Source organism: Nocardia sp. NPDC004151 (assembly GCF_042874235.1).
Classification (GTDB): domain Bacteria; phylum Actinomycetota; class Actinomycetes; order Mycobacteriales; family Mycobacteriaceae; genus Nocardia.
In genome coordinates this window covers 142658-168593 of record NZ_JBIAMR010000012.1, presented here as the reverse complement: position 1 = coordinate 168593, position 25936 = coordinate 142658, and the positions used below count along the sequence as shown (strand labels likewise).

The 25936-nt window shown below is 67.8% G+C and carries 30 protein-coding genes; 15 read left to right on the top strand and 15 right to left on the bottom strand.

The genetic code is table 11. From position 1 onward, the window contains the following. Positions 1 to 19: 19 nt before the first annotated feature. Positions 20 to 1015: a helix-turn-helix transcriptional regulator gene (locus tag ACFYTS_RS25680; protein WP_387307691.1), complete on the top strand. Its 996-nt coding sequence runs from the start codon at positions 20 to 22 to the stop codon at positions 1013 to 1015. A gap of 127 nt (positions 1016 to 1142) precedes the next feature. Here the strand turns inward: ACFYTS_RS25680 and ACFYTS_RS25675 are convergent, their stop codons facing one another. After that, positions 1143 to 1847 carry a hypothetical protein gene (locus ACFYTS_RS25675; protein ID WP_387307689.1) on the bottom strand — a complete coding sequence of 235 codons (705 nt, stop codon included), beginning with the start codon at positions 1845 to 1847 and terminating at the stop codon, positions 1143 to 1145. 168 nt (positions 1848 to 2015) lie between these two features. Between ACFYTS_RS25675 and ACFYTS_RS25670 the strand changes: the two genes are divergently transcribed. Further along, positions 2016 to 2498 carry a macro domain-containing protein gene (locus ACFYTS_RS25670; RefSeq protein ID WP_387307687.1) on the top strand — a complete coding sequence of 161 codons (483 nt, stop codon included), beginning with the start codon at positions 2016 to 2018 and terminating at the stop codon, positions 2496 to 2498. Positions 2499 to 2580: 82 nt separating this feature from the next. On the opposite strand, the gene ACFYTS_RS25665 is transcribed toward ACFYTS_RS25670, so the two are convergent. The 5 genes from ACFYTS_RS25665 to ACFYTS_RS25645 all read right to left on the bottom strand — a co-directional run bounded on the left by ACFYTS_RS25665 (position 2581) and on the right by ACFYTS_RS25645 (position 6149). Beyond that, the gene (locus ACFYTS_RS25665) at positions 2581 to 3300 is read right to left on the bottom strand and encodes a hypothetical protein (RefSeq protein WP_387307685.1); all 720 of its coding nucleotides are present in this window, start codon (positions 3298 to 3300) and stop codon (positions 2581 to 2583) included. Positions 3301 to 3420: 120 nt separating this feature from the next. Continuing rightward, complete coding sequence (locus ACFYTS_RS25660) at positions 3421 to 3954, bottom strand: hypothetical protein (RefSeq protein WP_387307683.1); 534 nt, start codon at positions 3952 to 3954, stop codon at positions 3421 to 3423. Between the two features lie 143 nt (positions 3955 to 4097). Further along, a complete protein-coding gene (locus ACFYTS_RS25655; RefSeq protein ID WP_387307681.1) occupies positions 4098 to 4787 on the bottom strand; it encodes a hypothetical protein in 690 nt (229 codons plus the stop codon). A 130-nt stretch (positions 4788 to 4917) separates the two neighbouring features. Further along, positions 4918 to 5388: a hypothetical protein gene (locus ACFYTS_RS25650; protein WP_387307679.1), complete on the bottom strand. Its 471-nt coding sequence runs from the start codon at positions 5386 to 5388 to the stop codon at positions 4918 to 4920. Between the two features lie 116 nt (positions 5389 to 5504). Further along, positions 5505 to 6149, bottom strand: a complete 645-nt coding sequence (locus ACFYTS_RS25645) for a TetR family transcriptional regulator (RefSeq protein ID WP_387307677.1) — start codon at positions 6147 to 6149, stop codon at positions 5505 to 5507. Between the two features lie 105 nt (positions 6150 to 6254). Here ACFYTS_RS25645 and ACFYTS_RS25640 point away from each other — a divergent pair, with 105 nt between their 5' ends. The 4 genes from ACFYTS_RS25640 (at position 6255) to ACFYTS_RS25625 (ending at position 9856) form a co-directional block, all read left to right on the top strand. Then, a complete protein-coding gene (locus ACFYTS_RS25640; protein WP_387307674.1) occupies positions 6255 to 7067 on the top strand; it encodes an SDR family NAD(P)-dependent oxidoreductase in 813 nt (270 codons plus the stop codon). Between the two features lie 2 nt (positions 7068 to 7069). Further along, entirely contained in the window at positions 7070 to 7903 is an 834-nt protein-coding gene (locus ACFYTS_RS25635; protein WP_387307793.1) for a TIGR03619 family F420-dependent LLM class oxidoreductase, read from the top strand. Between the two features lie 13 nt (positions 7904 to 7916). After that, on the top strand, positions 7917 to 8411 hold the full coding sequence (locus ACFYTS_RS25630; protein ID WP_387307672.1) for a nuclear transport factor 2 family protein: 495 nt from the start codon (positions 7917 to 7919) through the stop codon (positions 8409 to 8411). A gap of 92 nt (positions 8412 to 8503) precedes the next feature. After that, entirely contained in the window at positions 8504 to 9856 is a 1353-nt protein-coding gene (locus ACFYTS_RS25625; RefSeq protein ID WP_387307670.1) for a TIGR03118 family protein, read from the top strand. Between the two features lie 62 nt (positions 9857 to 9918). Here ACFYTS_RS25625 and ACFYTS_RS25620 read toward each other — a convergent pair whose 3' ends face one another. Then, the gene (locus ACFYTS_RS25620) at positions 9919 to 10569 is read right to left on the bottom strand and encodes a response regulator (RefSeq protein WP_387307668.1); all 651 of its coding nucleotides are present in this window, start codon (positions 10567 to 10569) and stop codon (positions 9919 to 9921) included. Further along, positions 10566 to 11717, bottom strand: coding sequence for a sensor histidine kinase (locus ACFYTS_RS25615; protein WP_387307666.1), 1152 nt, complete (start codon positions 11715 to 11717; stop codon positions 10566 to 10568). The genes ACFYTS_RS25620 and ACFYTS_RS25615 overlap by 4 nt, the downstream gene beginning before the upstream one ends. A 149-nt stretch (positions 11718 to 11866) precedes the next feature. Between ACFYTS_RS25615 and ACFYTS_RS25610 the strand changes: the two genes are divergently transcribed. Further along, positions 11867 to 12856, top strand: coding sequence for an SDR family NAD(P)-dependent oxidoreductase (locus ACFYTS_RS25610; RefSeq protein ID WP_387307664.1), 990 nt, complete (start codon positions 11867 to 11869; stop codon positions 12854 to 12856). Positions 12857 to 12864: 8 nt separating this feature from the next. On the opposite strand, the gene ACFYTS_RS25605 is transcribed toward ACFYTS_RS25610, so the two are convergent. Together ACFYTS_RS25605 and ACFYTS_RS25600 are read right to left on the bottom strand one after the other, a co-directional pair. Continuing rightward, complete coding sequence (locus tag ACFYTS_RS25605; protein ID WP_387307662.1) at positions 12865 to 13308, bottom strand: hypothetical protein; 444 nt, start codon at positions 13306 to 13308, stop codon at positions 12865 to 12867. A gap of 34 nt (positions 13309 to 13342) precedes the next feature. Continuing rightward, on the bottom strand, positions 13343 to 13846 hold the full coding sequence (locus tag ACFYTS_RS25600) for a DUF2231 domain-containing protein (RefSeq protein WP_387307660.1): 504 nt from the start codon (positions 13844 to 13846) through the stop codon (positions 13343 to 13345). A gap of 86 nt (positions 13847 to 13932) precedes the next feature. On the opposite strand from ACFYTS_RS25600, the gene ACFYTS_RS25595 reads away from it, so the two are divergent. Continuing rightward, entirely contained in the window at positions 13933 to 14613 is a 681-nt protein-coding gene (locus ACFYTS_RS25595; protein ID WP_387307658.1) for a DNA alkylation repair protein, read from the top strand. A gap of 9 nt (positions 14614 to 14622) precedes the next feature. On the opposite strand, the gene ACFYTS_RS25590 is transcribed toward ACFYTS_RS25595, so the two are convergent. Beyond that, positions 14623 to 14769, bottom strand: coding sequence for a hypothetical protein (locus ACFYTS_RS25590; RefSeq protein WP_357286567.1), 147 nt, complete (start codon positions 14767 to 14769; stop codon positions 14623 to 14625). A 202-nt stretch (positions 14770 to 14971) separates the two neighbouring features. Between ACFYTS_RS25590 and ACFYTS_RS25585 the strand changes: the two genes are divergently transcribed. Further along, positions 14972 to 15574 carry a dihydrofolate reductase family protein gene (locus ACFYTS_RS25585; protein ID WP_387307656.1) on the top strand — a complete coding sequence of 201 codons (603 nt, stop codon included), beginning with the start codon at positions 14972 to 14974 and terminating at the stop codon, positions 15572 to 15574. Positions 15575 to 15641: 67 nt separating this feature from the next. Here ACFYTS_RS25585 and ACFYTS_RS25580 read toward each other — a convergent pair whose 3' ends face one another. Both ACFYTS_RS25580 and ACFYTS_RS25575 read right to left on the bottom strand, forming a co-directional pair. Further along, positions 15642 to 16721, bottom strand: coding sequence for an alkaline phosphatase family protein (locus ACFYTS_RS25580; protein ID WP_387307654.1), 1080 nt, complete (start codon positions 16719 to 16721; stop codon positions 15642 to 15644). 89 nt (positions 16722 to 16810) lie between these two features. Then, positions 16811 to 17488, bottom strand: coding sequence for a TetR/AcrR family transcriptional regulator (locus tag ACFYTS_RS25575; protein WP_387307652.1), 678 nt, complete (start codon positions 17486 to 17488; stop codon positions 16811 to 16813). 144 nt (positions 17489 to 17632) lie between these two features. Between ACFYTS_RS25575 and ACFYTS_RS25570 the strand changes: the two genes are divergently transcribed. The 5 genes from ACFYTS_RS25570 to ACFYTS_RS25550 all read left to right on the top strand — a co-directional run bounded on the left by ACFYTS_RS25570 (position 17633) and on the right by ACFYTS_RS25550 (position 22794). Beyond that, the gene (locus tag ACFYTS_RS25570) at positions 17633 to 18784 is read left to right on the top strand and encodes an acyl-CoA dehydrogenase family protein (RefSeq protein WP_387307650.1); all 1152 of its coding nucleotides are present in this window, start codon (positions 17633 to 17635) and stop codon (positions 18782 to 18784) included. 24 nt (positions 18785 to 18808) lie between these two features. Next, positions 18809 to 19558: a 3-oxoacyl-ACP reductase FabG gene (gene fabG, locus ACFYTS_RS25565; RefSeq protein WP_357286577.1), complete on the top strand. Its 750-nt coding sequence runs from the start codon at positions 18809 to 18811 to the stop codon at positions 19556 to 19558. A 94-nt stretch (positions 19559 to 19652) separates the two neighbouring features. Next, complete coding sequence (locus ACFYTS_RS25560; RefSeq protein WP_387307648.1) at positions 19653 to 20810, top strand: acyl-CoA dehydrogenase family protein; 1158 nt, start codon at positions 19653 to 19655, stop codon at positions 20808 to 20810. Between the two features lie 35 nt (positions 20811 to 20845). Further along, entirely contained in the window at positions 20846 to 22330 is a 1485-nt protein-coding gene (locus tag ACFYTS_RS25555) for a long-chain fatty acid--CoA ligase (RefSeq protein ID WP_387307646.1), read from the top strand. 11 nt (positions 22331 to 22341) lie between these two features. Beyond that, positions 22342 to 22794, top strand: a complete 453-nt coding sequence (locus tag ACFYTS_RS25550) for a MaoC family dehydratase (RefSeq protein WP_387307644.1) — start codon at positions 22342 to 22344, stop codon at positions 22792 to 22794. Positions 22795 to 22860: 66 nt separating this feature from the next. Here ACFYTS_RS25550 and ACFYTS_RS25545 read toward each other — a convergent pair whose 3' ends face one another. Continuing rightward, positions 22861 to 23637 carry a YdcF family protein gene (locus ACFYTS_RS25545; protein ID WP_357286587.1) on the bottom strand — a complete coding sequence of 259 codons (777 nt, stop codon included), beginning with the start codon at positions 23635 to 23637 and terminating at the stop codon, positions 22861 to 22863. A 348-nt stretch (positions 23638 to 23985) separates the two neighbouring features. Here ACFYTS_RS25545 and ACFYTS_RS25540 point away from each other — a divergent pair, with 348 nt between their 5' ends. Continuing rightward, positions 23986 to 24453 carry a carboxymuconolactone decarboxylase family protein gene (locus ACFYTS_RS25540; protein ID WP_357286590.1) on the top strand — a complete coding sequence of 156 codons (468 nt, stop codon included), beginning with the start codon at positions 23986 to 23988 and terminating at the stop codon, positions 24451 to 24453. A 155-nt stretch (positions 24454 to 24608) separates the two neighbouring features. On the opposite strand, the gene ACFYTS_RS25535 is transcribed toward ACFYTS_RS25540, so the two are convergent. Then, positions 24609 to 25898, bottom strand: a complete 1290-nt coding sequence (locus ACFYTS_RS25535) for an ATP-binding protein (protein ID WP_387307642.1) — start codon at positions 25896 to 25898, stop codon at positions 24609 to 24611. Positions 25899 to 25936: the final 38 nt, after the last annotated feature.

Here is a 25936-nt window from a genome sequence, read left to right as displayed (position 1 = left end):
TGGATGCGAGAATTTCCTGATGACGCGCCCCACCGCCCGAGTGCTGGCCCTGCTGGAGCTGTTGCAGACCGGCGGTACTCATACCGTCGGCGAACTCGCCGGACGGCTCGGCGTCGATGAACGCACCGTCAGGCGATACGTCACACATCTCACCGACCTGGATATCCCGGTCCGATCGGTGCGGGGCCGCTACGGGGGATACCGGCTCGCTCCCGGATACCGAATGCCACCGCTGATGCTGACCGACGACGAGGCGGTGGCCGTGCTACTCGGGCTCCTCACCAGCCGCGCCGACCGGCCGACAGCGGCCGCCCGCGCAGCCGACAGCGCGACGGCCAAACTCCGCCGCGTCCTACCCCCACGTCTGACGGCCCGGCTGGACGCACTGATCGACACCGTCGAATTCACCGCCGACACGCGCCCGGAAGTGGCTGCCGAGACCGCCGTCCTGCTCCGGCTCGCCGAGGCCACCCGCGAGCACCGACCGGTCGCAATCGGGTACACCGACCGAAACGGGCGGTCCAGCCAACGGACCGTGCACCCCTACGGGCTCGTCGACCACTCCGGCCGGTGGTATCTGACAGGGATGGACAGCGACAGCGACGAATTACGCCAGTTCCGGCTGGACCGCATCACCGCGGTGAGCACACAGCCCGGAACGTTCACTCCGCCCACCGAATTCGAACCAGCCGCTCATCTGCTGTCCGCATTGGCCAACGCGCCCTATCGGCACGAGGTATCGGTCCGAGTCCAGGGCACACTCACCCAGGTCCGCCCACTGCTCCCTGCGACGATCGCGACCGTGCAGGAGATCGACTCGCAGCCCGCTGACACCAGCCCGTGGGTCCGGATCCGAATCCGCGCCGAACAACTCGACTGGATTCCCGCCCTGCTCGCCGGCCTGAACCGTCCGTTCATCATCGAGCACCCCGACACACTCAACGACGCCGTACGCGCCCTGGCCGGCCGACTCACCGCGGCCGCCGACGGCCGATACCAAACCCAGCCGCGCTGACCGCACCGGCCAGGGCAGGCATCGGAAGATCAACGGGCAGAGCGTCGTACGACCGCCGGTAGTGCCCGCTCATAGCCGACTACCGTGCTCGCCGGTCGGAAGTTGCTGTGAGGGGGATTCAGGTCGACTACCACACATTCATGTGCTTTCTGTAACGACCGTTGAGGGCGTCGGTTGCGGCGTCGGCGACGTCCTGTCGACTGTCTTGTGAGCATCGGGTCAGAAATGCCCGCACGCGAGGCCCGGACCACCCGGCTGCCGCGATCGCCGGCCAGTACGTCAGATTCATGCGGTTGGAATCATTGGCCTCGACGTAGTCGAGGATGGCGTCGACCGTGGTGTCGGGGAGCTGCAGTCGCAGCATCGCGACCGCGCGCAGCGCGCCGTATGCGAGAAGTTCGACGTCTTGTTGCAGGCACCACACGACAGGAGCCGGGTCGTTGTCGAAGTCTCGACCCAGGCGAACGATGGAGTCGCCGAGGGCACTGTTGACCGCTGTTGCCGATCGAGGTTGCAGCGCTAGTCTTTTCAACAGTTCGACATCCTCACGGCTGCCGGTCGTTCCGAGCGCCATGCTCAATTGGTACTTCGCCTCCCAGGTGGTTTCACGTTCGAGCGCGGCGCGGACCTGGGCCGCTGTGGTCGGGTCCGCGAGCGCGCGCAGCCGTTTCGCGCCGCGTCGCCGCCGTGCCGGGAGCGAGTCCGTCAATAGCGTCAACGCCTCATCGCGTGAAAGTGCCATCCAGTTCGGCCTATCCCATGTTCGCAGATTGTCGATACATCGCGGATAGTTCCACATCCCGGTGACAGGAATGGACTCCTGTTCCTCCACGAGCATCCGCTCATACCGCATACCGCGCTGACCGAACCGGCCAGCGCGGGGCGACGCCAGCCGGAACCTGGTGCGCCGCAGAACGTCCCCTACTGCCGCGACCCGGGCGGGTCCGGGTTAGTGGGCGATTGTCGGTACCCGCGCCTATGTTCAGCGCGGGAGGACACCATGAGCATGACCAAGATCATCTACAAGACCGGGGACGCGACGGTCCCCGATACCAGCGGATCCGCGGTCATCGCTCAAATCTGCAACGACCTCGGCCGCTGGGGCAAAGGCTTCGTCGTCGCCGTGTCAGCACGATGGAAGCAACCCGAGCTCGCCTACCGCGACTGGTACGAGCAGCGCGAGTTCAACGACTTCGGTCTGGGCGCGGTGCAGTTCGTCCGGGTCACACCAGATGTCCACGTGGCCAACATGATCGGCCAACACGGCATCCGGTCGAGCGCCGGCGGAGCGCCCATTCGCTACGAGGCGGTCGATCAGGCCCTGGAGAAACTCGCCGAGTTTGCCGCAGTATCCAACGCCTCGGTACAAATGCCGCGGATAGGGTGCGGCCTGGCAGGCGGAAGTTGGGACCGGATCGAACCGCTCATTCACGCGCGCTTGTCGAGCCGTAGCATCAGTGTCGTTGTCTACGACCTGGAATGATCCCGGCTCTCGAGAACGTCCTGAACTGCCGGATGGCGCTGTTAGAAGCGGCCAAGTCCGAGCCTCCTGGGCCGCAGCGTGATCAACTCTCAGGAGATAGCCGATGCGACGAGATCAAGTCCCAGGTGAATGTTCCCGCACTGGGGTCCTGGTGGACGGCGACGAAACATAGCTCGTCGATGGCGAGTTCGGTGGAAATATCGACAGCTTGCAGCGCACTTTCGAGTTGTTGCGAGTCGGCGTCGGCGACGCAGTAGCCAAGCGACACATGGGGCCTGGTCGGTGGCGTGGGTAGCATCCGACCGGCTCCGAAGATCTGCACAGCGGCGTCACGGGTGTCGTCGAGGAGCCGTCGCCACGGTGTGTTCGAGCGGGCCTCCATGCCGACGCTGGTCTCATGAGGAGTCGGACCAAGCATCTTGATCGTGAAGGCCGCCCTCTCGGTCGTCATCGCGTCGAGAGCCCGACCGAACTCCCGGAGTGCGCGATCGTCGACTTCGTGTCGCCACCAGGGAATCCGGGTGACTGTGGCGTGCATCCACTGTGGTGCCACCGGCACGCAGAAATCGAATTGCGCGATCACGTCGACCGCTGGCTGGACTGCACCAGCGAACTCCGGTCGAGGCAGGACGTAAACGTGCAGTGAGTCCAGCAGCTGCGGCCATCCGAGAGCACTGGGGCCGAACAGATTTCGCACGGTCGAATCGTAGAGAATGAAGCTCTGACACGGCGTCGACGAACGTCCGCAACTGCCGCTGATCGCACTGAGTGAACCGGTCAGCGCGGCGCCGCGGAAGATCAATGCGGTTCAAGGCTGGCGTGCCGGTCCTGGGGTACCCGACCGTGGCCTGCCCGCGTCAGTATCGGCCGGCGAAAGGTCCTGGCGTGATATTCACTTGACCGATCCGAATGAGACGGCAACTCATCCCTGCTCACCGCTCTGCACCTGATCCGGATCATACGGTTCGCCAGAAGGCGGGTCGGTGAAGATCTGGACGGGTACTGGAGGCAGGTCCAACTCCTCGCGGGCTGCTCTGACAAATCGTTCGAACGTAAGCCGCGCCGGCCTTCTGGCAGCGTTCCACTCAGATACGGTCGCGATTTTCTGTTCGACGACTGCGTACAGCTGTTGACCGACCGCTTCGTCCAATTCAGTCACCGCCTTAACCACATCAGCTGACCCGTGCAACCAGACAGCCGCCACCGCGCTGTCCCACGGTGCAAAGTCGTTGGTGCGGGTACGCGCAGCAAGGGCCTCGAACGTTCCGTCATCACCATCGGTGAGAGTGGCGGCTCGAATATTCTCGTAGAGAGCCTGGAATTGTTCGACAACCCGCTGATAGCAGGCCGTCTTCTGATCGCGGCGCCAGCGCGCAGACTCCGCGCGTACATCCCAGAGCCGACCGATCGCAATCCCGACGATCGCTGCCAGTGCCGCCAGCAGAGCTGATGTCACGGCAATCCTCCCCGCCCTGCACGAACAGTCAGCATCTTTCATCGTATTCGTGAGGGCCACAGCGGATTAGCAAAATCAAGCGATCCTTCCGACGAGTGAGCTTCGGGCGTGGGTTCCACAGTCAACTGGGGCGATTTTGCGGATCAGTTCTGGCAGACCGGGTAGGCGGCGGCCGGGTGGCAGTGGGTGGGGCAGGCCAGGATGTAGATCATGTTGCCCAGGAGGAGGCCGTCGTCGAATGCGGCGGGGTAGTCGGCGGAGTCGTCGAGGTCGTCGGGGAGGTAGTCGTCGAAGCCGAAGTCCTCTGGGACCTGGCAGAGGAAGGTCAGGTCGGCTCCGCATGGGCAGCGGTACTGCTCGGCGTCCTGTACCCAGTACGGTGCGCCGCCGACCTTGAAATCCTGCAGCGGGGAATCCTCGTTGTGGTGGTCGACATCTTCATCGCGGTGCAAGGTCAGGCGACTCGGCCGCAGGAAGGGGTCCGGGGTTTGCGCGGGGATACCATTGCGCTGCAGCAGGATTCGCCAGAAGGCGTGGGAGTTTGCGGGTGGTTTGTCCCAGAATCGCTCCGGCAGCCGGGAATCAGAGGCGGAGAAGCAGGCGTCGCTTTCCAAGGGGCACTGGAAGGCCAGTAGTTGGTCGCCGCCGAAATGCGGGACGTCATCAGGGATCCGGACCTGGAAGTACAGGGCCATCTGGGCGCCGCAGTCGCAGACCGGCCAGGGTTGGTCCGCATCGAGGATCGGCCAGCCGCCGATCGTGTTGCGGTCACCGGCGGCGGCGGGCTCGTCGCTGACGTCTATCACATAGGTCAGCGATGGTGTCGAACTCATTCTTCCCCGTTCCTCTGTGCGCTCGGTCGGCACTCAGGCGAACGATAACCACGATCTCTGACACGCCGACAGACATAACGCGACCTGGGCGGGAAAGCCGGGCGCAGTGGGCGCCCGGCGGGTGGGGCGCTCAGTTTCCGGCCGCGGCGCTGCCTGTGCCGAGGAGGCGCTCCAGCGTGCTGCAGCCGGCGGGCTTGGCGCTCGGGGGCGCGGGGGTGCTTCCGGCGGGGGCCGGCTGGACGGTCACGGAGAGCGTTTTGGCGGCCGTGCCGTCATCGGCGGTAATGATGTGGGTGCCCGCTGTCGAGGGGGTCCAGCTCACATAGGCGTAGGGGTCCAGTTCGGTTTCCGAACTGAACGTCGTTCTCGTGCCTCCGACGCACTGGCCGTTGTCGTAGAAGGTGATCCAGTGCGATCCCCAACCGGTCGATGCGTACAGCTGGTAGCTGGTGCCGGCGACGATGGTCTGATCGGCCGGGTGGATCGAGAGTCTCTGGACATCGGCGGACGCAGTGGGAGCGATGGCGACGACAGCCGTGGCGGCGGACAGTCCTGTTATGCCCCAGCCGATTCGGCGGCTGGGGCGGGTATGTGTGGTCATCGTTCTCCGGGATCGCTGGGCGAGGGGTCGGGGAACGTTACCGTCCGGAAAGACTGAAACGTGGGGATTTCAGTCGTTGGGTGTGCCTCGAGTTTTCGGGGCGAAACGGTTGGGGGTCAGTGGGGTTCGCGCCAAGGGGCCAGGAGGAGGGTGCAGGCTCGGTGGACGTCGGAGACGGCTTGGGGAGTGGTCAGGCGGCCGGCGATGGTCCAAGTGAGGATGCCGTAGACGCACTGTTCGAGGAGGCGGGCCAGACGGCGGTCCTCGTCGGTGGGGGTGGTGATGCCGGCGGCGGAGAGGATGCGCTCGGGCATGACGTGGTCGGTTTCGAGGGCGGCTGCCGCTGCGGAGGAAGCCGCGGCGGGGGGTTCGGCGCGCAGTGCGTGGCCTTCGGCGCGGACCGCGTTCATCGAGACGATCATGGCGCGGGCCAGGTGGGGATGACGGAGGAGTTCGTCGACCGCGGCGGCCAGGAATTCGGACGAGCCCGTGATCGGGTCGCCGGGAACCGGGGTGGGGTGGGGTAGTTCGCGGACGGCGCCGTCGAGGACGCCTGCGAAGAGGTGGTGTTTGGAGGGGTAGTAGCGGTACAGGGTGCCGAGGGCTACTCCGGCCGACTGGGCTACCTCGGACATCTGGACGCGTTCCAAGCCGTGCTCGGCGCCCAGGCGGGCGGCGGATCGGAGGATGGCCCGCTGGCGTTCCAGCTGCCGGGCCGTCGAGACGCGGCCGGGGGCGCGGGAGTCCTGGATGCGCGGCATGGAACCACCTTCTGTCCGATAACTAGAATTCACTCTAGTTTTTCTGGGCGGAAGTTTGTAGAACTGGAGGGTACCGAGTTCGATCTCACAGGCGAGGGAGTCGCAATGAGCGGTGTGGACCCGCAGCATTATGGGCCGTGGGCGGTCATCACCGGGGGATCGGAGGGGGTCGGGCGGTCGTTCGCGATAGAGCTAGCGCGAGCGGGGATCGGGCTGCTGCTGGTGGCTCGGCGCGCCGAACCGCTGGAGGCCACGGCCATGGAATGCCGGGAGCTCGGGGTCGAGGTGCGGACGCTCGCAACCGATCTGACCGACCCGGCCGCCGTGGGGCGGATCGTGGCCGCGGTCGAGGACGTGGAGGTCGGGCTGCTGGTGCTCAATGCCGGGGCCAACACCCACAGTGCGCCGTTCGTCGACGGGGATCTCACCGCGTTCCAGCAGGTCATCGATCTGAACATCACCGCGCCGCTCGGGCTGATCCACCATTTCGGGGCGCGCATGAAAACCCGTGGGCGGGGCGGGATCCTGATGGTCGGGTCGCTGGCGGGATATCTGGGGTCGCAGCATCACACCGTGTACGGCGGGGTGAAGGCATTCGGGCGGATCTTCGCCGAAAGCCTGTGGCTCGAACTCGGCGAATACGGGGTCGATGTCCTGGAACTGGTGCTCGGCGTGACGCGGACACCCGCCATGGAGCGGGTCGGACTCAACTTCGACGTGCCGGGCATGGCGGTGTCCGAACCCGATGACGTGGCGCGCGAAGGACTTTCGAATCTCGGACGTGGGCCGGTCCACATCATGTCCGGCAACGAGGCCGGGGCCGCGCAGCGCAACGATCCGGATCGGGCGACCGCGGTGCTGCGCGCCGATCGCGGGATGCGGCGGCTCATGGGTCTGCCGGAGCGGGTGGCGCGATGACGGTGAAGCTCGGGCTGTCCACGCCCATCGTCGTACAAGTACCGGGGATCGCATCGCCGTGGGAGGCCACGGCCGGGCCGGAGGAACTGACCCGGATCGCCAGAGCCGCCGACGAACTCGGATTCGACCACCTCACCTGCGCCGACCACGTCGGGGTGCCCGCCGCGGCGGCCGCGGTGCGGGGCGCGACCTACTGGGATCCCCTCGCGACGCTGTCCTACCTGGCCGCGCACACCAGCCGGATCCGGCTCGCCACCTCGGTGCTCGTGCTCGGGTATCACCATCCGCTGGCGCTGGCCAAGAGCTACGGGACCCTGGACCGGCTGAGCAATGGCCGTGTGGTGCTCGGCGTCGGAGTCGGTTCTCTCGCGGAGGAATTCGCGCTGCTCGGCGCGGCCTGGGAGGACCGGGGCGCCCTCGCCGACGCGGCCCTGGCGCGACTGAAGCGGGCCTGGGGTCGTCGAGAAGCCGAGGACTTCGTCATCGAACCCCATGCGATCGACCACGCCGTGCCGATCTGGGTCGGCGGCCGCACCCGCCGGTCCCTGCGCCGGGCGGTGACGCTCGGCACCGGGTGGGTGCCGTTCGGGCTGAAGGCCGAACAGATCGCCGACCTGCTCGCCACCGTCACCGTCCCCGAAAGGTTCGACATCGTGCTCTCGCCCGGCGCCCCGCTGGATCCGCAAGGCGACGAAGCGGATTCGCTGCGCAGGCTGACCGCATTGCGCGACGCGGGCGCCACCCACCTGACCTGCACCGTGCGCGCCACCGACGCCGGACACTACTGCGAGCAACTCGCCGCACTCCGCGAACTCGTCGACCGCCATCTCCGCTAGAAGAAGGACTCTCATGACCGACGAGCGTCTCGCCGCCCTCGAAGCCCGGCTGCTGCGCCTCGAGGACGAGCTCGCCATCACGCGCCTGATCGCCTCCTACGGCCCGCTCGTGGACGCCGGAGTCGCCGACGAGGTCGCCGAATTGTGGACCGAGGACGGCGAATACGACGTGGAGGGCTGGCACATGCGCAGCCGCGACGACGTGCGCGTGATGGTCGGCTCGACCGCGCATCAATCACTGATCGCGGCCGGATCGGCGCATTTCCTGGGCCCGGCGGCGGTCACCCTGGACGGCGACACCGCCGAAGCGGTGTGCGAATCCCTCCTGATCCGTCACCGCGACGGCGAGTTCTTCGTCTGGCGCGCCGGGGCCAATCATTTCCGGCTCGCCCGCACCCCCGGAGGCTGGCGGATCACCAGCCGCGTCACCCGCGTTCTGGACGGTTCCGACACGGCTCGCGGACTGCTCCGCGCACCCTGGACCGGCGCGAATATCACTTCCGAATAGAAATGAGGGTCCCCTAACGACAGGGCCGCTTCATCCAGTTATGGTTAGCGTCACCTAACGCCGAACCTGGGCGTTTCGTTGGAAGGACTGACATGAACGGACGAGCGAGCGGTACCCCGGGCCGCAACACCCTGCTGCGGCTGTCCGCGCTGGGTGCGGCGCTGGTCGTGGCGGCGGCGTGCAGCAGCACGAAGTCGGACTCCGACGACGTCAAGGCCCTTGACGGCAACCATTACGCCCAGGTCAACATCGCCTCCAACAAGGCCTCCGACAAGGCCCAGTTCACCGACCCCAACTTCATCAACGCCTGGGGCATCGCGGACCGGCCCAAGGGCGCGGGCGGCCACTTCTGGGTCGGCGCGGGCGGCTACTCCTTCCAGTACGTCGGCGACGTCACCAAGTCCCCGGACGCCAAGTACCAGAAGATGTTCCAGGACCAGCTCAAGCTGGTCACCATCCCCGGCGCCGACTCCATCCCGGACGAGGACGGCGACGAGGGCGAGGGCAAGACCACCGGCGTCGTCTTCAACCCGGCCCCCATCACCTCCGACATCTTCCTGGTGAAGGATCAGCCCGTCAGCTACGACGGCAAGGACGAGAAGCTCACCGGCTCCGCGCGATTCATCTTCGCCACCGACTCCGGCAAGATCTCCGGCTGGACCGAGCAGGGCGCGGGCGGCGCCATCGTCCGCCACGACGGCCCGGCCGTCCTCGAATACGACGGCACCGCCCAGGGCATGAACTTCAAGGGCATCGCCCTCGACCCGTCCGGCACCAAGCTGCTGGCCGCCGACTTCGGCAAGGACCCGCAGGTCCGCACCTTCGACAAGGACTGGAAGCTGGTGCCCACCACCGGTTTCGCCAACCCCTTCGCCACCGGTGACGCCGTCGACCCGGCCGACGCCACCAAGGGCAAGAAGATCAAGGTCGGCGACCCGGCCCCGTTCAACGTCGCCACCATCGGCGACCGGGTGTTCGTCACCTACGCCATCACCGGCTCCGAGGGCGGCGACCCGAACAAGCTCAAGGTCGGCGAAGAGGACTCCCTCGACAAGGACCAGGAGAAGAAGGAAGGCAACAAGGCCAAGAAGGGTCAGGTCGCCGAATTCGACAAGAGCGGCAAGCTGGTTCGCACCATCGACGCCGACGGCCGCCTCAACGCGCCGTGGGCCGTCGTCGTCGCCCCGCAGGGCTTCGGGCCGCTCTCCGGCAAGCTGCTGATCGGCAACTTCGCCGGCGCCGGCCACATCCTCGCCCTCGACGACCAGTCCGGCAAGTTCGTCGACTACCTGCGTGACGCCGACGGCAAGCCCGCCGAGATCGACGGCCTGTGGGGCCTGATGTTCGGCAACGGTGAGAGCCTCGGCGACGCCGACGCCCTGTACTTCACCGCCGGGCCGAACTCCGAGAAGGAAGGCCTCTTCGGCAGCCTGCGGCTGAAGTAAGCCGCGAAACCTGCGGGCCCCGAGCTGAACTCAGCTCGGGGCCCGAGTTCGTTTCCGGGGTCTCAGGGTGCGCCGTGGCGGAGGCCGTAGATGGCGAGGCGGACGCGGTTGGAGGAGCCGGTTTTCGCCATCAGGTTGGTGACGTGGGTTTTGACGGTGGTCACGCCGAGCATCAGGCGGGCGGCTATCTCGGCGTTGGACAGGCCCTCGGTGAGCAGCGCCAGCACGTCCGCTTCGCGGCGGGTCAACGGGAACAGGTCCGGGGGAGTGGCGAGTTCGGTGTCGGAGCGGGCGGCCACCGCGGATTCGACCAGGCGGTGCAGGACGTCCGGGGAGAACGGGCGTTCGCCGATCGCGGCGCGGCGGATGCCGTCGAGCAGGTCGGCGGGGGCGGCGTCCTTGACGAGGAATCCGCAGGCTCCGGCTTCCAGCGCCGGGTAGAGGTGATCGTCGTCGTCGAAGGTGGTCAGGGCCAGCACCCGGGCGGACGGGCGGGCGGCCAGGATTCGTTCGGTCGCGCGGATTCCGTCCATGCCGGGCATGCGCAAGTCCATCAGGATGACATCGGGTGTGGTGTCGGCGGCCAGTCGCACTGCGTCCGAACCGCCGGAGGCCTCGCCGATCACCTCGAGGTCGTCGGCGGTGTGGCACAGCATGCGCAGGCCCGCGCGGACCAGTTGCTGATCATCGACGATGAGGACGCGGATCGTCATGCGGCCGCACCGATGCGGCGGGGGAGGCGGGCGGTGATCCGCCAGCCGGAGCCGTTCGGTCCCGCGTCGAACACGCCGTCGAGCAGCTCGACGCGTTCACGCAGCCCGATCAGGCCTACCCCGCCGGGCAGCCGGGACCGGTCCGGTCGTGGAGAGCCGTTGTCCCGCAAGGTGAAATCGAGTTCACCGGAGGCGTCGACGGAGACGGTCAGCCACACGGTGGCCTCCGGCCCGGCATGTTTGACGACATTGGCCAGTCCTTCCTGGGTCAGTCTCAGCACGGTCAGAGCACGCAACGCGTCCACCGCGGTGACGTCCTCGGCCACGTTCGCGGTGACGGCCAGGCCACCGCGGCGGGCGCGCTCGACCGTCCCGGTGAGCGCGGCGGGCAGGTCCGCGGGAGCCAGGAAGGATGCGCCGTCACCCGCCGGGTCTCGCAGGATCGTCACCAATTTCCGCAGATCGGTGAGGGTTTGCTTGCCGGTCGAGTGAATGTCGTCGAGGACTTCCAGCAGTGCGGGCGGCGCGTCCGGCACCGCGTGGCGGGCGACTCCGACCCGCAGCACGGTCGAGGAGACATGATGGGCGATCAGGTCGTGGAGTTCGCGGGCGATGGCGGTCCGCTCGGTCTCCCGGGCCGCGGCGATCTCACTCGCCCGGCGCTGTTCGAGCGCGTCCGCCTCGCGGGCGGACTGTTCGGCGCGGGCCCACGCGGAGCGCAGCAGACCGCCGACGAACAGCGGCAATACGGCCATGACGACCGCGCGATACAGCATCACCGCGGTTCCGCCGACCGGATGCAGCAGGTAAGCCGCACCCAGTCCGCCCGCCGCCGGCCAGGAAGGCCGGCCGCCACGGCGAGCGGTCAGTTCGCCGAGCGCGAAGGCCGCCGCGACCTTCGCGACAATCGGTCCGGTATGGCCGAATTCGAAGCCGAGGACCAGCAGCCCGGTCGTCAGCAGCGAGGCCGCCATCGGGCGGCGCACCCCGAGGGCCGTCGCCAGCACCGCGAGCAGGCCTGTCGCCCAGTCGAAGACAGTCGGCTCGTTCCCGAGCAGCAGCAGACAACCCGCTGCCAGCGCTGTCAGCACGGCGAGCCGGACCGGCAGCATGCGCTCGCCGAGCAGCGACTCGGCACTTCGGGTCACGCCGGAGGAACCAACCACGCTCCCATCATGGCGTAACCGTGAGGACCGGCGATTCCTCCGCAGGGAGGAGATCGGTCTCCGACATCGGGCCGATCGGAGGGGCCCGTGGTCGGATCCCGCACGCCGGTTCGGCGGCGAGAGTGAAAGGCATGAGCAGCAACGACAATCCGGCGAACGACGACGCGAAGACGGGCAAGCTGGACGATCCGGCGGCGCAGCCACCGCAGCGCGGTCCCAGCCGCAGACGGGTCCTGGGCGCGGTGGCCGGGGGACTGGTGGCCGGCGCGGCCGCGGGCGTCGCGGGCGGAGTCGCGCTCGCGTCCGACGCGAATCCACCACACCTGCGGCCCTCGGCGCGACGGTTCGAGAACAAGGTCGTCGTGATCACGGGAGCCACCTCCGGGATCGGCGCCGCCGCGGCCCGGCTGTTCGCCGCCGAGGGCGCCCGCGTCGCGTTCTGCGGACGCCGCGTCGACCGGGGCCGCGCCGTCGAGCGCGAGATCCGCTCGGCGGGAGGCGAAGCCACCTACATCCACGCCGACGTGCTGATCGAATCCGACGTCCGCGACTTCGTCGACGCCGCCGTACAGCGCTACGGCGGACTCGATGTCGCGTTCAACAACGCGGGCATCACCATCCAGAAGCCGCTGCACGAGTACTCCGCCGACGAGTTCGACCGCGTCGTGAACACCAACCTGCGCGGCAGCTTCCTGGCCATGAAATACGAAGTCCCGCACCTGATCCGCCGCGGCGGCGGAACGATCGTGGTCACGGCGTCGAGCAATGCGCTGGCCACCGATTCCGGCCGTGCCGCCTACACGGCGAGCAAACGCGGTCTGGTCGGTCTGGTCCAGTCCGCGGCACTGGATTACGCGGGCCAGGGGATTCGGGTCAATGCCCTGGTCCCGGGTACAACGGACACCGACCTCGTCCGCGATGCCAGCCCGATCGGCCACCTACCCGACGACGTGTACCGGCTCGCGATGAAGCAGTGGGCGGCATCGAATGTGCCCGGCCTGGGCAGGCTCGCCACGCCGGAGGAGATCGCGGCCTTCGCGCTGACCCTGGCGTCACCGGAGTTCCCCTACCTGACCGGTGCGCAACTGGTGATCGACGGCGGAAAGACCGCGCACGCCTGATGGTTTCCTCAGCTGGCTCCTACCCCCAGCGCGGTGAGCAGCACCAGCACGACGGTGATCACGGCGAACAGGCCGTGGCCGCCGACGATCAACACGGGGAAATGTCGTTCGGCGGGTTCCCGCGCCGGGATCGATACCGGAGCCGGTTCCGCGGCAAGCGTCCGCGACTCCCGGAACACCGGGAGCCAGCGCAGCAGCATCACGAACCCGAGCGCCGCTACCGGCACCAGGAAGCCGAAGGCGACCCAGGCCAGGGCGTCGGAATCGACGACAAGATAGATGATCCACAGCACCAGCCCGATCACGGCCAGCAGGAAGTGGCCGAAGACGACAGGCGGGGGCAGATGGCTGGTACGCGGTTCGCGCACACCGCCTTTGGCGATCCAGGTGCCGAGCAGGACGAAGCCGCCCGTTGCGGTGAGCAGCCAGGTGATCAGTGCCGCGATGGCCATGACGAACTCCTGTCGAATGCGAGGGGATGGGGATTCAGCGGCGGAAACCCTCCGCCTGGGTGGACTCGTCGGCGACCCGGACGCCGTAGCGGTAGGCGAGCTTGCCGCCGAGATAGCCGGAGACCGACAACGTCGCCAGCGCGACGAGCGACAACACCAGCGGGCCGATCGGCACCGCGCCGTCCGGCGTGCCGCGCCACCAGAAATCCAGCGCGAACGCCACGGTCACCGCCAGATTCAGGCTCAGGTGCGTCAACCCGATGCGGAAGGCCGGGGTTCCGGCCGGAATGGCCAGGAAATCCAGGAACCCGACGGTCGCCGCGGCCAGCGCGCCCAGCACGCCGATGGCGATCAGCCACCGCGCGCCGTACGCCAGCGCGTCCGGATCCCCGGCGATGTGTGAGGCCAGATCGAACACCACGCTCGCCACCCACGCCCCGATGGGCACGGTGACCAGGATCGGATGGAACGGATGGCCGTAGGGCCCGGCCAGCGCCGCACTCACCGGACGCTTCGCCCGCTGTGGATCAGCGGTCATCGCAACCTCCCAACCAGGTCGAGCAGGACTACCTGCCGCATACCCGTTCCCGCTCGGAGATCACGATCGGCGCTATCGTGAGTCGCGTGACCAGCACTTCCGTGCCCGAGCCGACCTTGACCGCCGTGCTGGCCGACCTGGCCGCCCTGGAAGACCCCAAGGCCCGTGCCGTCAACGAGCGGCACGGCGACGACCACGGCGTCAACCTGACCACGTTGCGCGCCCTCGCCAAGCGTCTCGGCCCCCGCGAGGACTTGGCCCGCCAACTGTGGAAGACCGGCGACAGCGCCGCCAGACTCCTCGCGATCCTCATCTCCCGCCCCAAGCAGTACGGCCGCGCCGACCTCGACACCATGCTCCGCGAAGCGCGCACCCCCAAGGTCCACGACTGGCTCGTCGGCTACCTCGTGAAGAAGAACCCGAACACCGAGGTACTGCGCCTGGCTTGGATGAACGACCCCGACCCGGTCGTAGCGAGCGCCGGGTGGGCCCTCACCGCCGACCGTGTCACCAAACGCCCTGACGGCCTCGATCTACCCGCCCTCCTCGACACCATCGAAGCCGAGATGAAGGACGCTCCCGATCGCCTGCAATGGGCGATGAACACCTGCCTGGCCCAGATCGGCATCGCGCACCCGGACCTGCGTGCCCGCGCCATCGACATCGGCGAACGCCTGGAGGTTCTGAAGGACTATCCGACCCCGCCCCACTGCACCTCGCCGTACGCACCCATCTGGATCAACGAGATCGTGCGCCGGCAGCGATAGCCGAACGGTTCAGGAGTCCATCGCCTTGCCGACGAACCAGAGGGTGAGGACCGCGCCGGCGGCGATGACCGCGCCGTAGTGGCCGGGGGAGATGGCGTAGGTGTAGGTGGACGCGGCGAAGATGATCGCTGCCGCCAGGAAGAGCAGGCGCTTCACGGTGGGCTCCACAAGTCGGGATTCAACCGTATGAGGGGCGGGAGCGGGCGCACCATGGGATGGGCGGCGTGGTGGCGGCGGTGGGGCGCGCGGGGAGGAATCGGGGGGAATTGGGCAGGGAGCGATGAGATTCGGGCGGGGACGCCGTCGTATCAGGTGAGCGCGCGAGACATTCGACTACTGATCGGCGAGGAGCACACTGATGCGCAAGGTAACGGCGGGACTGTTCATCTCACTCGACGGAATCGTGGCGGAGCCCCAGGACTGGCACTTCCCGTACTTCAATGACGAGATGGGGGAAGCGGTTTCGGCTCAGGTCGCCGGGGCGGACACCCTGGTGTTCGGACGCGCCACCTATGAGGGGTTCGCGGGAGCGTGGCCCGAGCGGGAGGCCGCGGGCGGCGAGGACGCCGGGTTCGCGAAGGCGCTCGGCGATCTGCGGAAAGTCGTGGTCTCGCATGAGGAGCTGGAGTTCACGTGGCGAAACTCCGAGCAGCTGCGCGGCGACCTGGTCGAGGGCGTCGCGGCGCTCAAGGCGGAAGCGGGCGGAGACATCGCGATGAGCGGCTCGCCGTCGGTGGTGGTGCAGCTGCTCGCCGCCGGACTGGTGGATGAGCTGCACCTGCTCGTGCATCCGGTGGCCCTGCGCAACGGCGGGGTGCGGCTGTTCGACGAGGGGAATTCGGTTCCGCTGCGGTTGATCTCGGCCACGCCGTTCAAGACCGGGGTGGTGCACATGGTGTACGGGCCCGCCGAGGAGCCCGCTCCCGCGGGGTACGCGGACGCGGCGGGGCTCATCTCCTGATCACCCATCCACGGGAAAGCCGGTCCCGGGAACCGAACCCGGGACCGGCTTTTGGGCGTCGCGAAGCCTACTTGCCGTAGGAGCCGCCGGCCGATCCGCTGGCCACCAGGCACAGCGGGTTGTTGACCATCAGCATCTGCGCCGAACCCGACGACGAACCGGTGAGCCCGGAATCGAGGGCGGGCGTGTTCGGCGGGGTCACGGCGGGGTCGCCCGAGCCGCCCAGCCGCATGGACCGGCCGTCGGAGTTCGGATCGGCCGGGGCGCCCAGCAGATCCAGCACCGTCGGGGTGATGTCGGCCAGCGCGTAGCCGTTGTTCTGGGCGCCCGCGGTGAAGTCGGGGCCGCGCGCGATCACGAAACTCGCTGTCTCGTAAGCGCTCTGGCCGCCGTGGCCCCCCTCGGGCTTGTGGCCGTGATCGGTGGTCACCAGAATCGTCCAGCGCTCGTCGGCGTGCGTGCGGGCCCGGTCGTCCACCGCCTTGGTGATATTGCCGACCAGCGTGTCCACCCGGCCGATGGCGTCACGGTAGGCCTGCGGCCAGACCCCGCGCAGCGTGTGGCCGACGATATCGACCTGATCGAGGTGGGTGAAGGTGAAATCGGCGCCGTCGTCGGTGATCGAGGACACCACCTTCGCCGCCGCGGCCGAATCCGCCGTCGTCTCACAGACTCCCGCGCCCGTCGGGTCGACCTGCGTCACCGACACCTTGTCCGCCGCCGGACTTCCGGTCCGGGCGATCATGCCGATCTTGTCCCAGGTGCCCAGCGACGCCGTCGCCAGACTCGGCTTGTAGCGCTCCAACTGCGTGAACACCGTCGGATACTGCGCGAAAGGCGCGGGGTTGCAAGTGGCGTCGTTGTCCTTGATGCCGTGCTTGGTGTCCCACACGCCGGTCAACGCCGTCGCCCAGGAGACACAGGACATGGTGGTGTGCGGGGCGATCGAGGTCCGGGCCAGGGTGCCCTGCGCGGCGAGCAGGCCCAGGTTCGGCGCGTTCGCCGCCTGCACCTCGCTCCACAGCGTGCCGTCGATGCCGATCACCACGACCTTGTTCACCACGGGAGCGGCCGTGGCCGGGGCGGCCGACGCCAGCGGGAGTGCGGCCAGCGCGACGGCGGCCACCCATGCACGAGTTCCAGACATGCGCGGCAGGTTAGCGGGGGTGCGGCACTTCCGCAGCAAATTCGGACAATTGACCAGAATTGTCCCGCAGAGTGAAACTCCTGCGGGTCTCATTTCTGGTCGGCGCGGGGGTTCGAGCGCGACTGCCGGCGGCGGGCCCGCTCCCGCTCGATCGCGTCGAAGCGCAGTTGCAGGCCGTCGAGGAAGGCCGACAGGGCCAATTCGAAACTCTCCGCGTCGATTTCGTCGGCTTTGGCGCGCAAGAGGTGGGCCTGCTCCAGGTGCGGGTACCGGTCCCGGTAGACCTGCACGTCGTCGACGAAGCCGCGCGAGAACGAGCCCATGGTGGCGCCCATGACCAGGTAGCGGGTCGCCGCACCGATATTGGTGGCGTCGCGCGGGGGCCAGCCCGCGGCGACCAGGCCGCCGTGGACGGCGTCCGCGGTGCGCAGATTCTCGTCGCGGGTGCCGGGGCCCGCGGCCAGGTACGCGACGAAATTGGGGTGGCGGACCAGGGCGTCGCGGTAGGAGTGGGCCCAGTGGGTGATACCGATGCGCCAGCCTCGATCGAAGGATGAAGCGTCGACTCGGGACATGAGCATGCCGCCGATGTCGTCGAGGACGGCGTCCTTGGTGGGGTAGTGGGTGTAGAGCGAAGCGGCCTGCACGCCCAGCTCGGCGGCGAGCTTGCGCATGGACAGTTCGGCGAGGCCGTCGCGGTCGATCAGGGTCAGCGCGGCGTCGCGAATGCGTTCGCGGCTCAGCAGCGGCACTTTCGGCCTTGCCATGCGGCTCACCTCCTGGGGGTCCGGCGACACCGGTGGCGCTCCGGTGGCTCTCGAACTTATCACCGGATCCTTGATAAACCGAACGCTGTTAGGATACCGTCGAGTCATAAACCTAACAACGTTTGGTTAGGAGCTATCGCAACCATGGACTTCGAACTCGGCGAGTCGCGGCGCGAACTGCGCGAACTGGCCCGCGCCTGGGTCGACAGGGAAGTCGTCCCGTACGCCGCCGCCTGGGACCGGGCCGAATCGGTGGACACCGCCATCGTCGGCAAGCTCGGCGACATGGGCTTCCTCGGCATCGAGATCCCCGAGGCGTACGGCGGCTCCGGCGGCACCGCCCTGGACTACTGCCTGCTGCTCGAAGAACTCGGCCGCGGCGACAGCTCGGTGCGCGGCATCGTGTCGGTGTCACTGGGCCTGGTGTCGAAGTCGATCAAGACCTACGGGACCGAGGCGCAGAAACGAGAATGGCTGCCGCGGCTGTGCGCCGGGCAAGCGCTCGGGTGCTTCGGCCTCACCGAACCCGGCACCGGCTCGGACGCGGGCAGTCTGATCACCAAAGCCGTTGCCGACGGCGACGATTGGGTGCTGTCCGGCACCAAGATCTTCATCACCAACGGCACCTGGGCCGAGGTCGCCATCATCTTCGCGCGCACCGGCGGACCCGGCCCCAAGGGCGTCACCGCGTTCCTGGTGCCCACCGACGCGCCCGGATTCACCCGCACCGAGATCAGGGGCAAGCTCGGGCTGCGCGGCCAGGCCACCGCCGAACTGGTCCTCGACCAGGTCCGGGTGCCCGACGCCAACCGGCTCGGCGACCTCGGCCAAGGCTTCAAGATCGCCATGGCCGCCCTCGACAAGGGCCGCATGGGCGTGGCCGCCGGATGCGTCGGCGTCGCGCGCGGCTGCCTCGAGGAATCGGTGAAATACGCCGGACAGCGCGAGCAGTTCGGCAAGCCGATCGCCGCGTATCAGCTGGTCCAGGAACTGATCTCGGATATCGCCGTCGACGTGGAGGCGGCGCGGCTGCTCACCTGGCGGGTCGCGGACCTGGTGGAGAAGGGCAAGCCTTTCGGCACCGAGGCCTCGGTCGCCAAACTGTTCGCCAGCGAGGCCGCGGTGAAAGCCGCCAACAACGCCATCCAGGTGTTCGGCGGCTACGGCTACATCGACGAGTACCCGGTCGCGAGGTACCTGCGCGACGCGCGTGTCCTCACCCTCTACGAGGGCACCAGCCAGATCCAGAAACTGCTCATCGGCCGCGCCCTCACCGGCGTGAACGCCTTCAACTGACCACTCACACAGGGAGATAACCGGATGTCGAAAGTCGCAGTCGTCACCGGCGCCGCCCGCGGAATCGGCGCGGGCACCGCGGCCCGCCTGGCCGCCGACGGATTCGCCGTCGCCATCGTCGATCTCGACGAGGCCGCCTGCAAGGACGCCGTGGACGCCATCGCCGCCGCGGGCGGGACCGCGATCGCGGTGGGCTGCAACGTCACCGACGAAGCCCAGGTCGCCGCCGCGTTCGAACGCATCGCCGCGGAACTGGGCTCGGTGGACGTGCTGGTCAACAACGCGGGCGTGCTGCGCGACAACCTGCTGTTCAAGATGTCGGTCGACGACTGGGACCTGGTCATGTCCGTGCACCTCAAGGGCGCCTTCCTGTGCACCCGCGAGGCGCAGAAGTACATGGTGAGGCAGAAGTCCGGCAAGATCGTGAACACCTCCAGCGTGTCCGCGCTCGGCGCCCGCGGGCAGGCCAACTACTCGGCCGCGAAGATGGGCATCCAGGGCCTGACCCGCACGCTCGCCATGGAATTGGGGCCGTTCGGCATCAATGTGAACGCCGTCGCGCCCGGGTTCATCGTCACCGAGATGACCGACGCCACCGCCGCCCGCGTCGGTGTCTCGCCGGAGGAGTTCCGTGCCGAGGCCGCCAAGATCACCCCGCTGCGCCGCGTCGGTGAGCCCGCCGACATCGCCAACGTGGTGTCGTTCCTGGTCTCCGACGACGCCTCGTTCGTCACCGGCCAGACCATTTACGTCGACGGCGGACGCCGTCTCTAGGACACCCCGACTCTCGGGAGCTCGGGCCTCCTCGTCCCGCGGCCGGGCTTCCCCTGAAACCCCTTTCGCAAGAACGACTTCTGGAGAGCTCAGAATGCAGAGAACAGTTTTCGACAAGGATCACGAAGCCTTCCGCGAGACCGTGCGGGCCTTCCTCGAAGCCGAGGTCGTGCCGGTGTACGACCAGTGGTACGAGCAGGGCATCGCGCCGCGCGAGTTCTACTACAAGCTGGGCGAACTCGGCGTCTTCGGCATCGAGGTGCCCGAGGAGTTCGGCGGCGCGGGCATCGAATCGTTCAAGTTTCAGGCCATTCTCATCGAGGAATGCGCGCGGGCGGCGGTATCGCTCGGCGGGTCCGGGGTGCACGTCGGGCTGTGCCTGCCCTACATCCTGAACCTGGCCACCCAGGAACAGAAGGAGCGCTGGCTGCCCGGCTTCGTGTCCGGCGAGACCATGTTCGCCATCGCCATGACCGAGCCCGGCACCGGCTCGGACCTGGCCGGCATGCGCACCACCGCCAAGCTGTCCGAGGACGGCACGCACTACGTGCTCAACGGTTCCAAGACCTTCATCACCGGCGGCGTGCTCGCCGACCGCGTCATCGTCTGCGCCCGCACCGCCGCGCCCACGGAAGGCGATCGCCGCCACGGCATCTCGCTGTTCGCGGTCGACACCAAGTCGGCGGGCTACACCGTCGGCCGCAAGCTCGACAAGCTCGGCCTCAAGGTCTCCGACACCGCCGAACTCAACTTCACCGACGTCAAGGTGCCGGTCGAGGACCTGCTGGGCGAGGAGCACCAGGGCTTCTCCTACCTGGGCCAGAACCTGCCCCAGGAACGCGCCTCCATCGCAGTCGGCGCGTACGCGCAGGCCAAGGCCGCCATCCGGTTCGCCAAGGAATACACCCAGCAGCGCAACGTGTTCGGCCAGCCGGTCGCCGGCTTCCAGAACACCAAGTTCGAGCTCGCCGCCTGCCAGGCCGAGGTCGACGCCGCCGAGGCTGTGGTCGACCGCGCCCTCGACGCTCTCGACAACGGCACCCTCACCGCCGCCGACGCCGCCTCGGCCAAGCTGTTCTGCACCGAGGTCGCCCACCGCGTCATCGACCGCTGCCTGCAGTTGCACGGCGGCTACGGGTTCATCAACGAATACCCCATCGCCCGCCTCTACGCCGACAACCGCGTGAATCGGATCTACGGCGGCACCAGCGAGGTGATGAAGATGATCATCGCCAAGGACATGGGGCTCTAGGCCCGCACCCCGACCCGATCGAACCCGAGGTCTCCATGAACGCGACTCTCTCCCTGGCCAGCATCCTCGCCGAACCGGCGTGGCGGCGGCCCGACCACCTCGCTCTCATCGAGGGCGAGCAGCGCATCACCTTCCGCGACCTGTGGCGGCAAGCCCGCGAACAAGCCGGGGCGCTCATCGAACTCGGGGTACGGCCGGGGGACCGGGTTGCGCTCATGGGACCCAATACCGCCGACTTCCCGCGCGCGTACTTCGCCATCCTGGCGGCGGGCGCGACCGTGGTGCCGGTGCATCTGCTGCTCACCGCCGACGAGGCCGAGTACGTGCTGCGCGACAGCGGGGCCAAGCTGATGGTGTGTCATCCGATGGTCGAGGCCGTCGGCACGGAGGCCGCGACCCGGGTCGGCATCGATTGCGTGGATCCGAAAGAGCTTTCAGGCGAGGCGATTCCGGCGTTCGTCGCCTGCAGCCCGCTCGACACCGCCGTCGTGTTCTACACCAGCGGCACCACCGGCCGCCCCAAAGGCGCCGAGCTCAGCCACCTCAATATGGTCATGTGCGCGACGGTCAACGCATTCGACGCCAACGAGGTCACGCGTGAAGACATCGCGCTGGGCGCGCTGCCGCTGTTCCACGTGTTCGGGCAGACCGTGTCCATGAACTCGCACTGGCGGCTCGGCGCGACCCTGGTCCTGATGCCGAGATTCGATGCGGCACAGGCCATCGAGCTCATGGTGCGGGAGAACGTGAACACTTTCCACGGCGTGCCCACCATGTACCACGGGCTGCTCGAGGCCGCGGCGACCGCGACCACGCTGCCCGCGCTGCGGCTGTGCATCAGCGGCGGCGCGGCCATGCCGCCGGTCATTATCGAGGAATTCGAGAAGGTGTTCGGCGCGCACATCCTCGAGGGCTACGGGCTGTCCGAAACCTCGCCCACCGCGACGGTGAACCAGCCGCTGCTCGGCCCCGAGACCGGCACCGTCGGGCACCCGGTGTGGGGCGTCGACGTCGAGATCGCCGACGCCGCCGTCCGCGAACGCATCGACCTGCAACCCGCCGGAACCGTCGGCGAGGTCGTGATCCGCGGCCACAATGTGTTCGGCGGCTACACCGGACGGCCCGACGCCACCGCGGAAGTCATGGTGGACGGCTGGTTCCGCACCGGCGACCTCGGCGTCAAGGACGAGGACGGCTACCTGCGGATCGTGGACCGGATCAAGGAGATGATCATCCGCGGCGGGTTCAACGTGTACCCGACCGAGGTCGAGGCCGCGCTGCTGCGGCACCCGAACATCTCGCAGGTCGCGGTGATCGGTGTGCCGGACGAGAACTACGGCGAGGAGATCCTCGCGGTCGTCGTGCCGTCGGGGCCGCTCACCGCCGAGGACGTCATCGAGTACGCGAAAGAGCATGTGGCCCGGTACAAGTACCCGCGCCGCGTCGAGTTCGTCACCGAGCTCCCGATGGGCCCGACCCACAAGATCCTCAAGCGCGAATTGAAGCAGCGATACCTCTGAAGGGCAGGACCATGATCGACTTCAGCGACTTCGACGCACTGCGGGCCGCCGCCGGAACCGAACTCGGCGTCAGCGACTGGATGACCGTCGACCAGCGCCGCATCGACACCTTCGCCGACGCCACCGACGACCACCAGTGGATCCACGTCGACGCCGCCCGCGCCGCCGCCGGACCCTACGGCCGCACCATCGCCCACGGGTTCCTCACCCTGTCGCTGGTGGTGCCGATGACCGCGCGGATCATGACCGTCAGCGCGGCGACCATGGCGATCAACTACGGGCTCAACAAGGTTCGCTTCATCAACCCGGTGCTGGTGGACAGCCGCATCCGGGGACGGCTCACCCTCGACTCCGTCACCGACATCCCCGGCGGTGTGCAGGCCGTGCGCACCATGACCGTCGAGATCGAGGGCGCGGACAAGCCCGCCTGCGTCGCCGAGAGCATCGCCCGCTACCTCGCCTGAGGGCAGCGCACGCCGAAGGCCCGCCGATCGAATCGATCAGCGGGCCTTCGAGTTTCCGGGACCGGCCTACTTCATGCCCGGCCCGAACGGCTGGGCCGACAGCGGCGCGGAATCCGGGGTCAGGGTGGCCACCACCGAAATTCCGGCAGCCCGGAAATTCGTCAGCGCCCGCGCGATGTGATCCGCGGAGGTGATCAGGATCGCGGCGTGCGCGCCGATGACATCCATCAGATGCGCCGAGAAGGCGGCGTTCTGGACCGTCGAATTCGCTTTGGTCTCGGCGTGGATGCGATTGCGGTCGATGCCGCGCTCGACCAGCCAGTCGGTCATGGCATCGGCCTCGGTGACGCCGTTCTGCGGATTGCCGCCGGTCACGATGACCGGAGCCTGGGGCGACAGCAGCGCCGAGACGTAGCCGGCGTAGAGGCGGGCCATGAGTTCCGGGCGCATCTGGCCGTCGGGGAGCAGGCCGTAGCCGAGCACCACGATCGCGGTGTCCGGGGTGAACAGCGCGGGCAGATCGAGGCCCGGCAGATCCATGCCCGGAATATTGATGGACTTGACCGCGTCGAAGGTCGCCGGCAGGTCCTGGGACAGGCCGAATACCGGATCGATCTGCGGCGGCCGGTCCGCCGAGTCGCCCGGTAGTAGCCGGGTCTCCGAGACGGCCTGCTGCGGCGCCTCCCACTCGGCCGGTGGCTGGGTCCCCGAGTCCGCGAGCGGCGGGCCGGGCGTTTCGGCGGGAGCCGGGTTCACCACCTCGGCGTGCGCCGGGGTCGACACCGCCGCCAGGGCGACAACCGTCGCTCCGGGAAGCAGCGCCTGTAAGGTTTTGGTGCGCAAGGTGTTCGGTGTCTGCCGATGATGTCGGCCGGGCGGGGTGCGCCGCAGCTGCGGAACAACCCACTGCCATTGGCTCGCGGACGAGACGCGGCGGTGTCTGCCTGATTCGAGCATCGCAACCCCCTAGGTAGCCGGGATGTGACTACCGGTCGGTTCACAATCTACCGATTCATGATCGCGTGGGATCGTGCCGCGCGGAGGCGAATTGGTGAAATCCAGATTCACATTTCGCGCCAGACCCCTCTTTCCGGGGGTGACCGGGCTCACATGCGAGGCGATGTCACACCTCTGCGGGCCACGTCGTCAACCTCATGAAGCCAACGAACACCCACCAGAAAAGAGAGAACGATGACCCGCTTCGCCCTGTACGAGAACGAGATCGCCGCCAAGTTCAGCAAGCGCATCGTCACCGCCGCCCGCGTCATCGACGACTCCAGCCTGCCCAAGGCCACCCAGGAACTGGTCAAGATCCGCGCCTCGCAGATCAACAACTGCGGCATGTGCCTGGACATGCACACCAAGGACGCCGCCCACGCCGGCGAGACCCCCGTCCGCCTGGCCATGATCGCGGCCTGGCGCGAATCCACCGTCTTCACCGAGCCCGAGCGCGCCGCCCTGGCACTCACCGAGGAGGGCACCCGCCTGGCCGACACCTCCTCGGCCATCACCGAGGACACCTGGGCCCAGGTCCGCAAGCACTACGACGACGACCAGATCGGCGCGCTCATCTCCCTGATCGCGACCATCAACGCCTGGAACCGCCTCAACGTCATCTCCGGGCAACTGGGCGGCGAATACACCCCCGGCCAGTGGTGACCGCTCACCCGCCGCGGAAATTCGATACCGGTTTCCGCGGCGGGCGGCTACTGTCCTTGTCGCCACCGACGCCCTGGCGCGCAGGACGTGGGGTGGTCCAGCCGGTGTGATGGCAGAAGTCGCGGGTTCGAATCCCGCCACTGGCGCAAGGAGTTTCAGGGGGCTCCGTGTCCACTCGACGCGGTCCACAGACTATCGAGCGGGAGCACCAGGCTGCCTTCCTCATGGCGGTAGGCGTGTGGGCCGGTGTAGAGGATGATCGAGGTCGTCAGGCGGTTGCCGAGTTTGGTTCGGAGCGCGCGGATGCCGCGGAGATCTTCGCCGTGGATTCGGGTTCCGGCCTTGAACTCGAACGCGATCACGCAGCCGTCGTCCGCCTCCACCACGAGGTCGACTTTATCACCGGTACCGGTGCGGAAGTGGCCGACCGTGACCGGGGCATCCCACCAGCTGAGTTGTTTGAGAATCTCTCCGACCGCGAAGGTTTCGGTGAGATGGCCGTATTGGGTGAGGACTGCTGGATCTGCCGCGGCGATCTTGCCCGGTGTCAGGCCGAGCAGCCAGGCCGCGACGCCGGAATCGACGACATGCAGCTTCGGCTGGCGGGCAATCCGTGAGCCAAGGGTGGTTCCCCAGGCTGGCAGTCGGTGGACGAGGAAGACGGCTTCGAGCAGCCGGACATAGTTCTCGGCGCTGGACTTCTCCATGCCGATGTTCTGTGCTGCCGTGGAGATGTTGAGCACCTGCGCGGTGCGGGCGGCGAGCTGCTCGAGCAGACGTGGCAGCATCTCTCGTTGGCGAACGCGGCTGAGTTCGATCACATCCCGTTCGAGGACGAGCTCGAGGTAGTTCGCGAACCATCGGTTTCGTGATCGTCCCGGCGGGCGGCGCAGGGCGACCGGCATGCCGCCGGAGGTGATCCGGCGTGCGTACTCGTCCCGGCTGGTATCGGATGTGAAGCCGCTGAAGTCCGGCTGGTCGCCCTCCAGGAGGCTGTGAATCAAACTCTCTCGTGTGCCGGCGATTTCGCCCTGGGACAAGGGTAGGACGTCGAGGATATCGACTCGGCCGGTCAATGACTGGCCGGCCTGTGGGAGCGTTGAATAGCGAGTGGACCCTGCGAGTACGTACCGTCCCGGCCGCAGGTCGCGGTTGAGTTCGGCCTTGATCGCATCGAGTAGTTCCGGGACAAGCTGATACTCGTCGATCAGCACCAAGTCGTCTCCCCCGACGAATCGCCCCGGGTCGTTGCGGACCGCGGCCCGGGTCGCTGGATCATCACAGTCGATGACCTTCCGATTGGTGGCGGCCGCGAGGTGCGCCAACAGGGTGCTCTTGCCGACAGTGCGAGGTCCATTGAGAACGACAACGGGCTCCTCGGCGACCCGAGCCTGAAGCACGTTGCAGAGCCGACGAGGCGCGATTCCTGTGAGCAGGACATCCATGCCGTTACTATGCACTACAAGGCGGCTTTCCGGGGTAA

Excerpts from the sequence above, each read along its gene's own strand:
- ACFYTS_RS25680 (WP_387307691.1), top strand. The coding sequence starts at position 20 with ATGACGCGCCCCACCGCCCGAGTGCTGGCCCTGCTGGAGCTGTTGCAG.
- ACFYTS_RS25575 (WP_387307652.1), bottom strand. The coding sequence starts at position 17,488 with ATGGCAAGGCCGAAAGTGCCGCTGCTGAGCCGCGAACGCATTCGCGAC.
- ACFYTS_RS25620 (WP_387307668.1), bottom strand. The coding sequence starts at position 10,569 with ATGACGATCCGCGTCCTCATCGTCGATGATCAGCAACTGGTCCGCGCG.
- ACFYTS_RS25630 (WP_387307672.1), top strand. The coding sequence starts at position 7,917 with ATGACCGACGAGCGTCTCGCCGCCCTCGAAGCCCGGCTGCTGCGCCTC.
- ACFYTS_RS25625 (WP_387307670.1), top strand. The coding sequence starts at position 8,504 with ATGAACGGACGAGCGAGCGGTACCCCGGGCCGCAACACCCTGCTGCGG.
- fabG (WP_357286577.1), top strand. The coding sequence starts at position 18,809 with ATGTCGAAAGTCGCAGTCGTCACCGGCGCCGCCCGCGGAATCGGCGCG.
- ACFYTS_RS25655 (WP_387307681.1), bottom strand. The coding sequence starts at position 4,787 with ATGAGTTCGACACCATCGCTGACCTATGTGATAGACGTCAGCGACGAG.
- ACFYTS_RS25670 (WP_387307687.1), top strand. The coding sequence starts at position 2,016 with ATGAGCATGACCAAGATCATCTACAAGACCGGGGACGCGACGGTCCCC.
- ACFYTS_RS25585 (WP_387307656.1), top strand. The coding sequence starts at position 14,972 with ATGCGCAAGGTAACGGCGGGACTGTTCATCTCACTCGACGGAATCGTG.
- ACFYTS_RS25605 (WP_387307662.1), bottom strand. The coding sequence starts at position 13,308 with ATGGCCATCGCGGCACTGATCACCTGGCTGCTCACCGCAACGGGCGGC.
- ACFYTS_RS25535 (WP_387307642.1), bottom strand. The coding sequence starts at position 25,898 with ATGGATGTCCTGCTCACAGGAATCGCGCCTCGTCGGCTCTGCAACGTG.
- ACFYTS_RS25650 (WP_387307679.1), bottom strand. The coding sequence starts at position 5,388 with ATGACCACACATACCCGCCCCAGCCGCCGAATCGGCTGGGGCATAACA.
- ACFYTS_RS25550 (WP_387307644.1), top strand. The coding sequence starts at position 22,342 with ATGATCGACTTCAGCGACTTCGACGCACTGCGGGCCGCCGCCGGAACC.
- ACFYTS_RS25570 (WP_387307650.1), top strand. The coding sequence starts at position 17,633 with ATGGACTTCGAACTCGGCGAGTCGCGGCGCGAACTGCGCGAACTGGCC.
- ACFYTS_RS25640 (WP_387307674.1), top strand. The coding sequence starts at position 6,255 with ATGAGCGGTGTGGACCCGCAGCATTATGGGCCGTGGGCGGTCATCACC.
- ACFYTS_RS25645 (WP_387307677.1), bottom strand. The coding sequence starts at position 6,149 with ATGCCGCGCATCCAGGACTCCCGCGCCCCCGGCCGCGTCTCGACGGCC.
- ACFYTS_RS25610 (WP_387307664.1), top strand. The coding sequence starts at position 11,867 with ATGAGCAGCAACGACAATCCGGCGAACGACGACGCGAAGACGGGCAAG.
- ACFYTS_RS25580 (WP_387307654.1), bottom strand. The coding sequence starts at position 16,721 with ATGTCTGGAACTCGTGCATGGGTGGCCGCCGTCGCGCTGGCCGCACTC.
- ACFYTS_RS25600 (WP_387307660.1), bottom strand. The coding sequence starts at position 13,846 with ATGACCGCTGATCCACAGCGGGCGAAGCGTCCGGTGAGTGCGGCGCTG.
- ACFYTS_RS25560 (WP_387307648.1), top strand. The coding sequence starts at position 19,653 with ATGCAGAGAACAGTTTTCGACAAGGATCACGAAGCCTTCCGCGAGACC.
- ACFYTS_RS25540 (WP_357286590.1), top strand. The coding sequence starts at position 23,986 with ATGACCCGCTTCGCCCTGTACGAGAACGAGATCGCCGCCAAGTTCAGC.
- ACFYTS_RS25555 (WP_387307646.1), top strand. The coding sequence starts at position 20,846 with ATGAACGCGACTCTCTCCCTGGCCAGCATCCTCGCCGAACCGGCGTGG.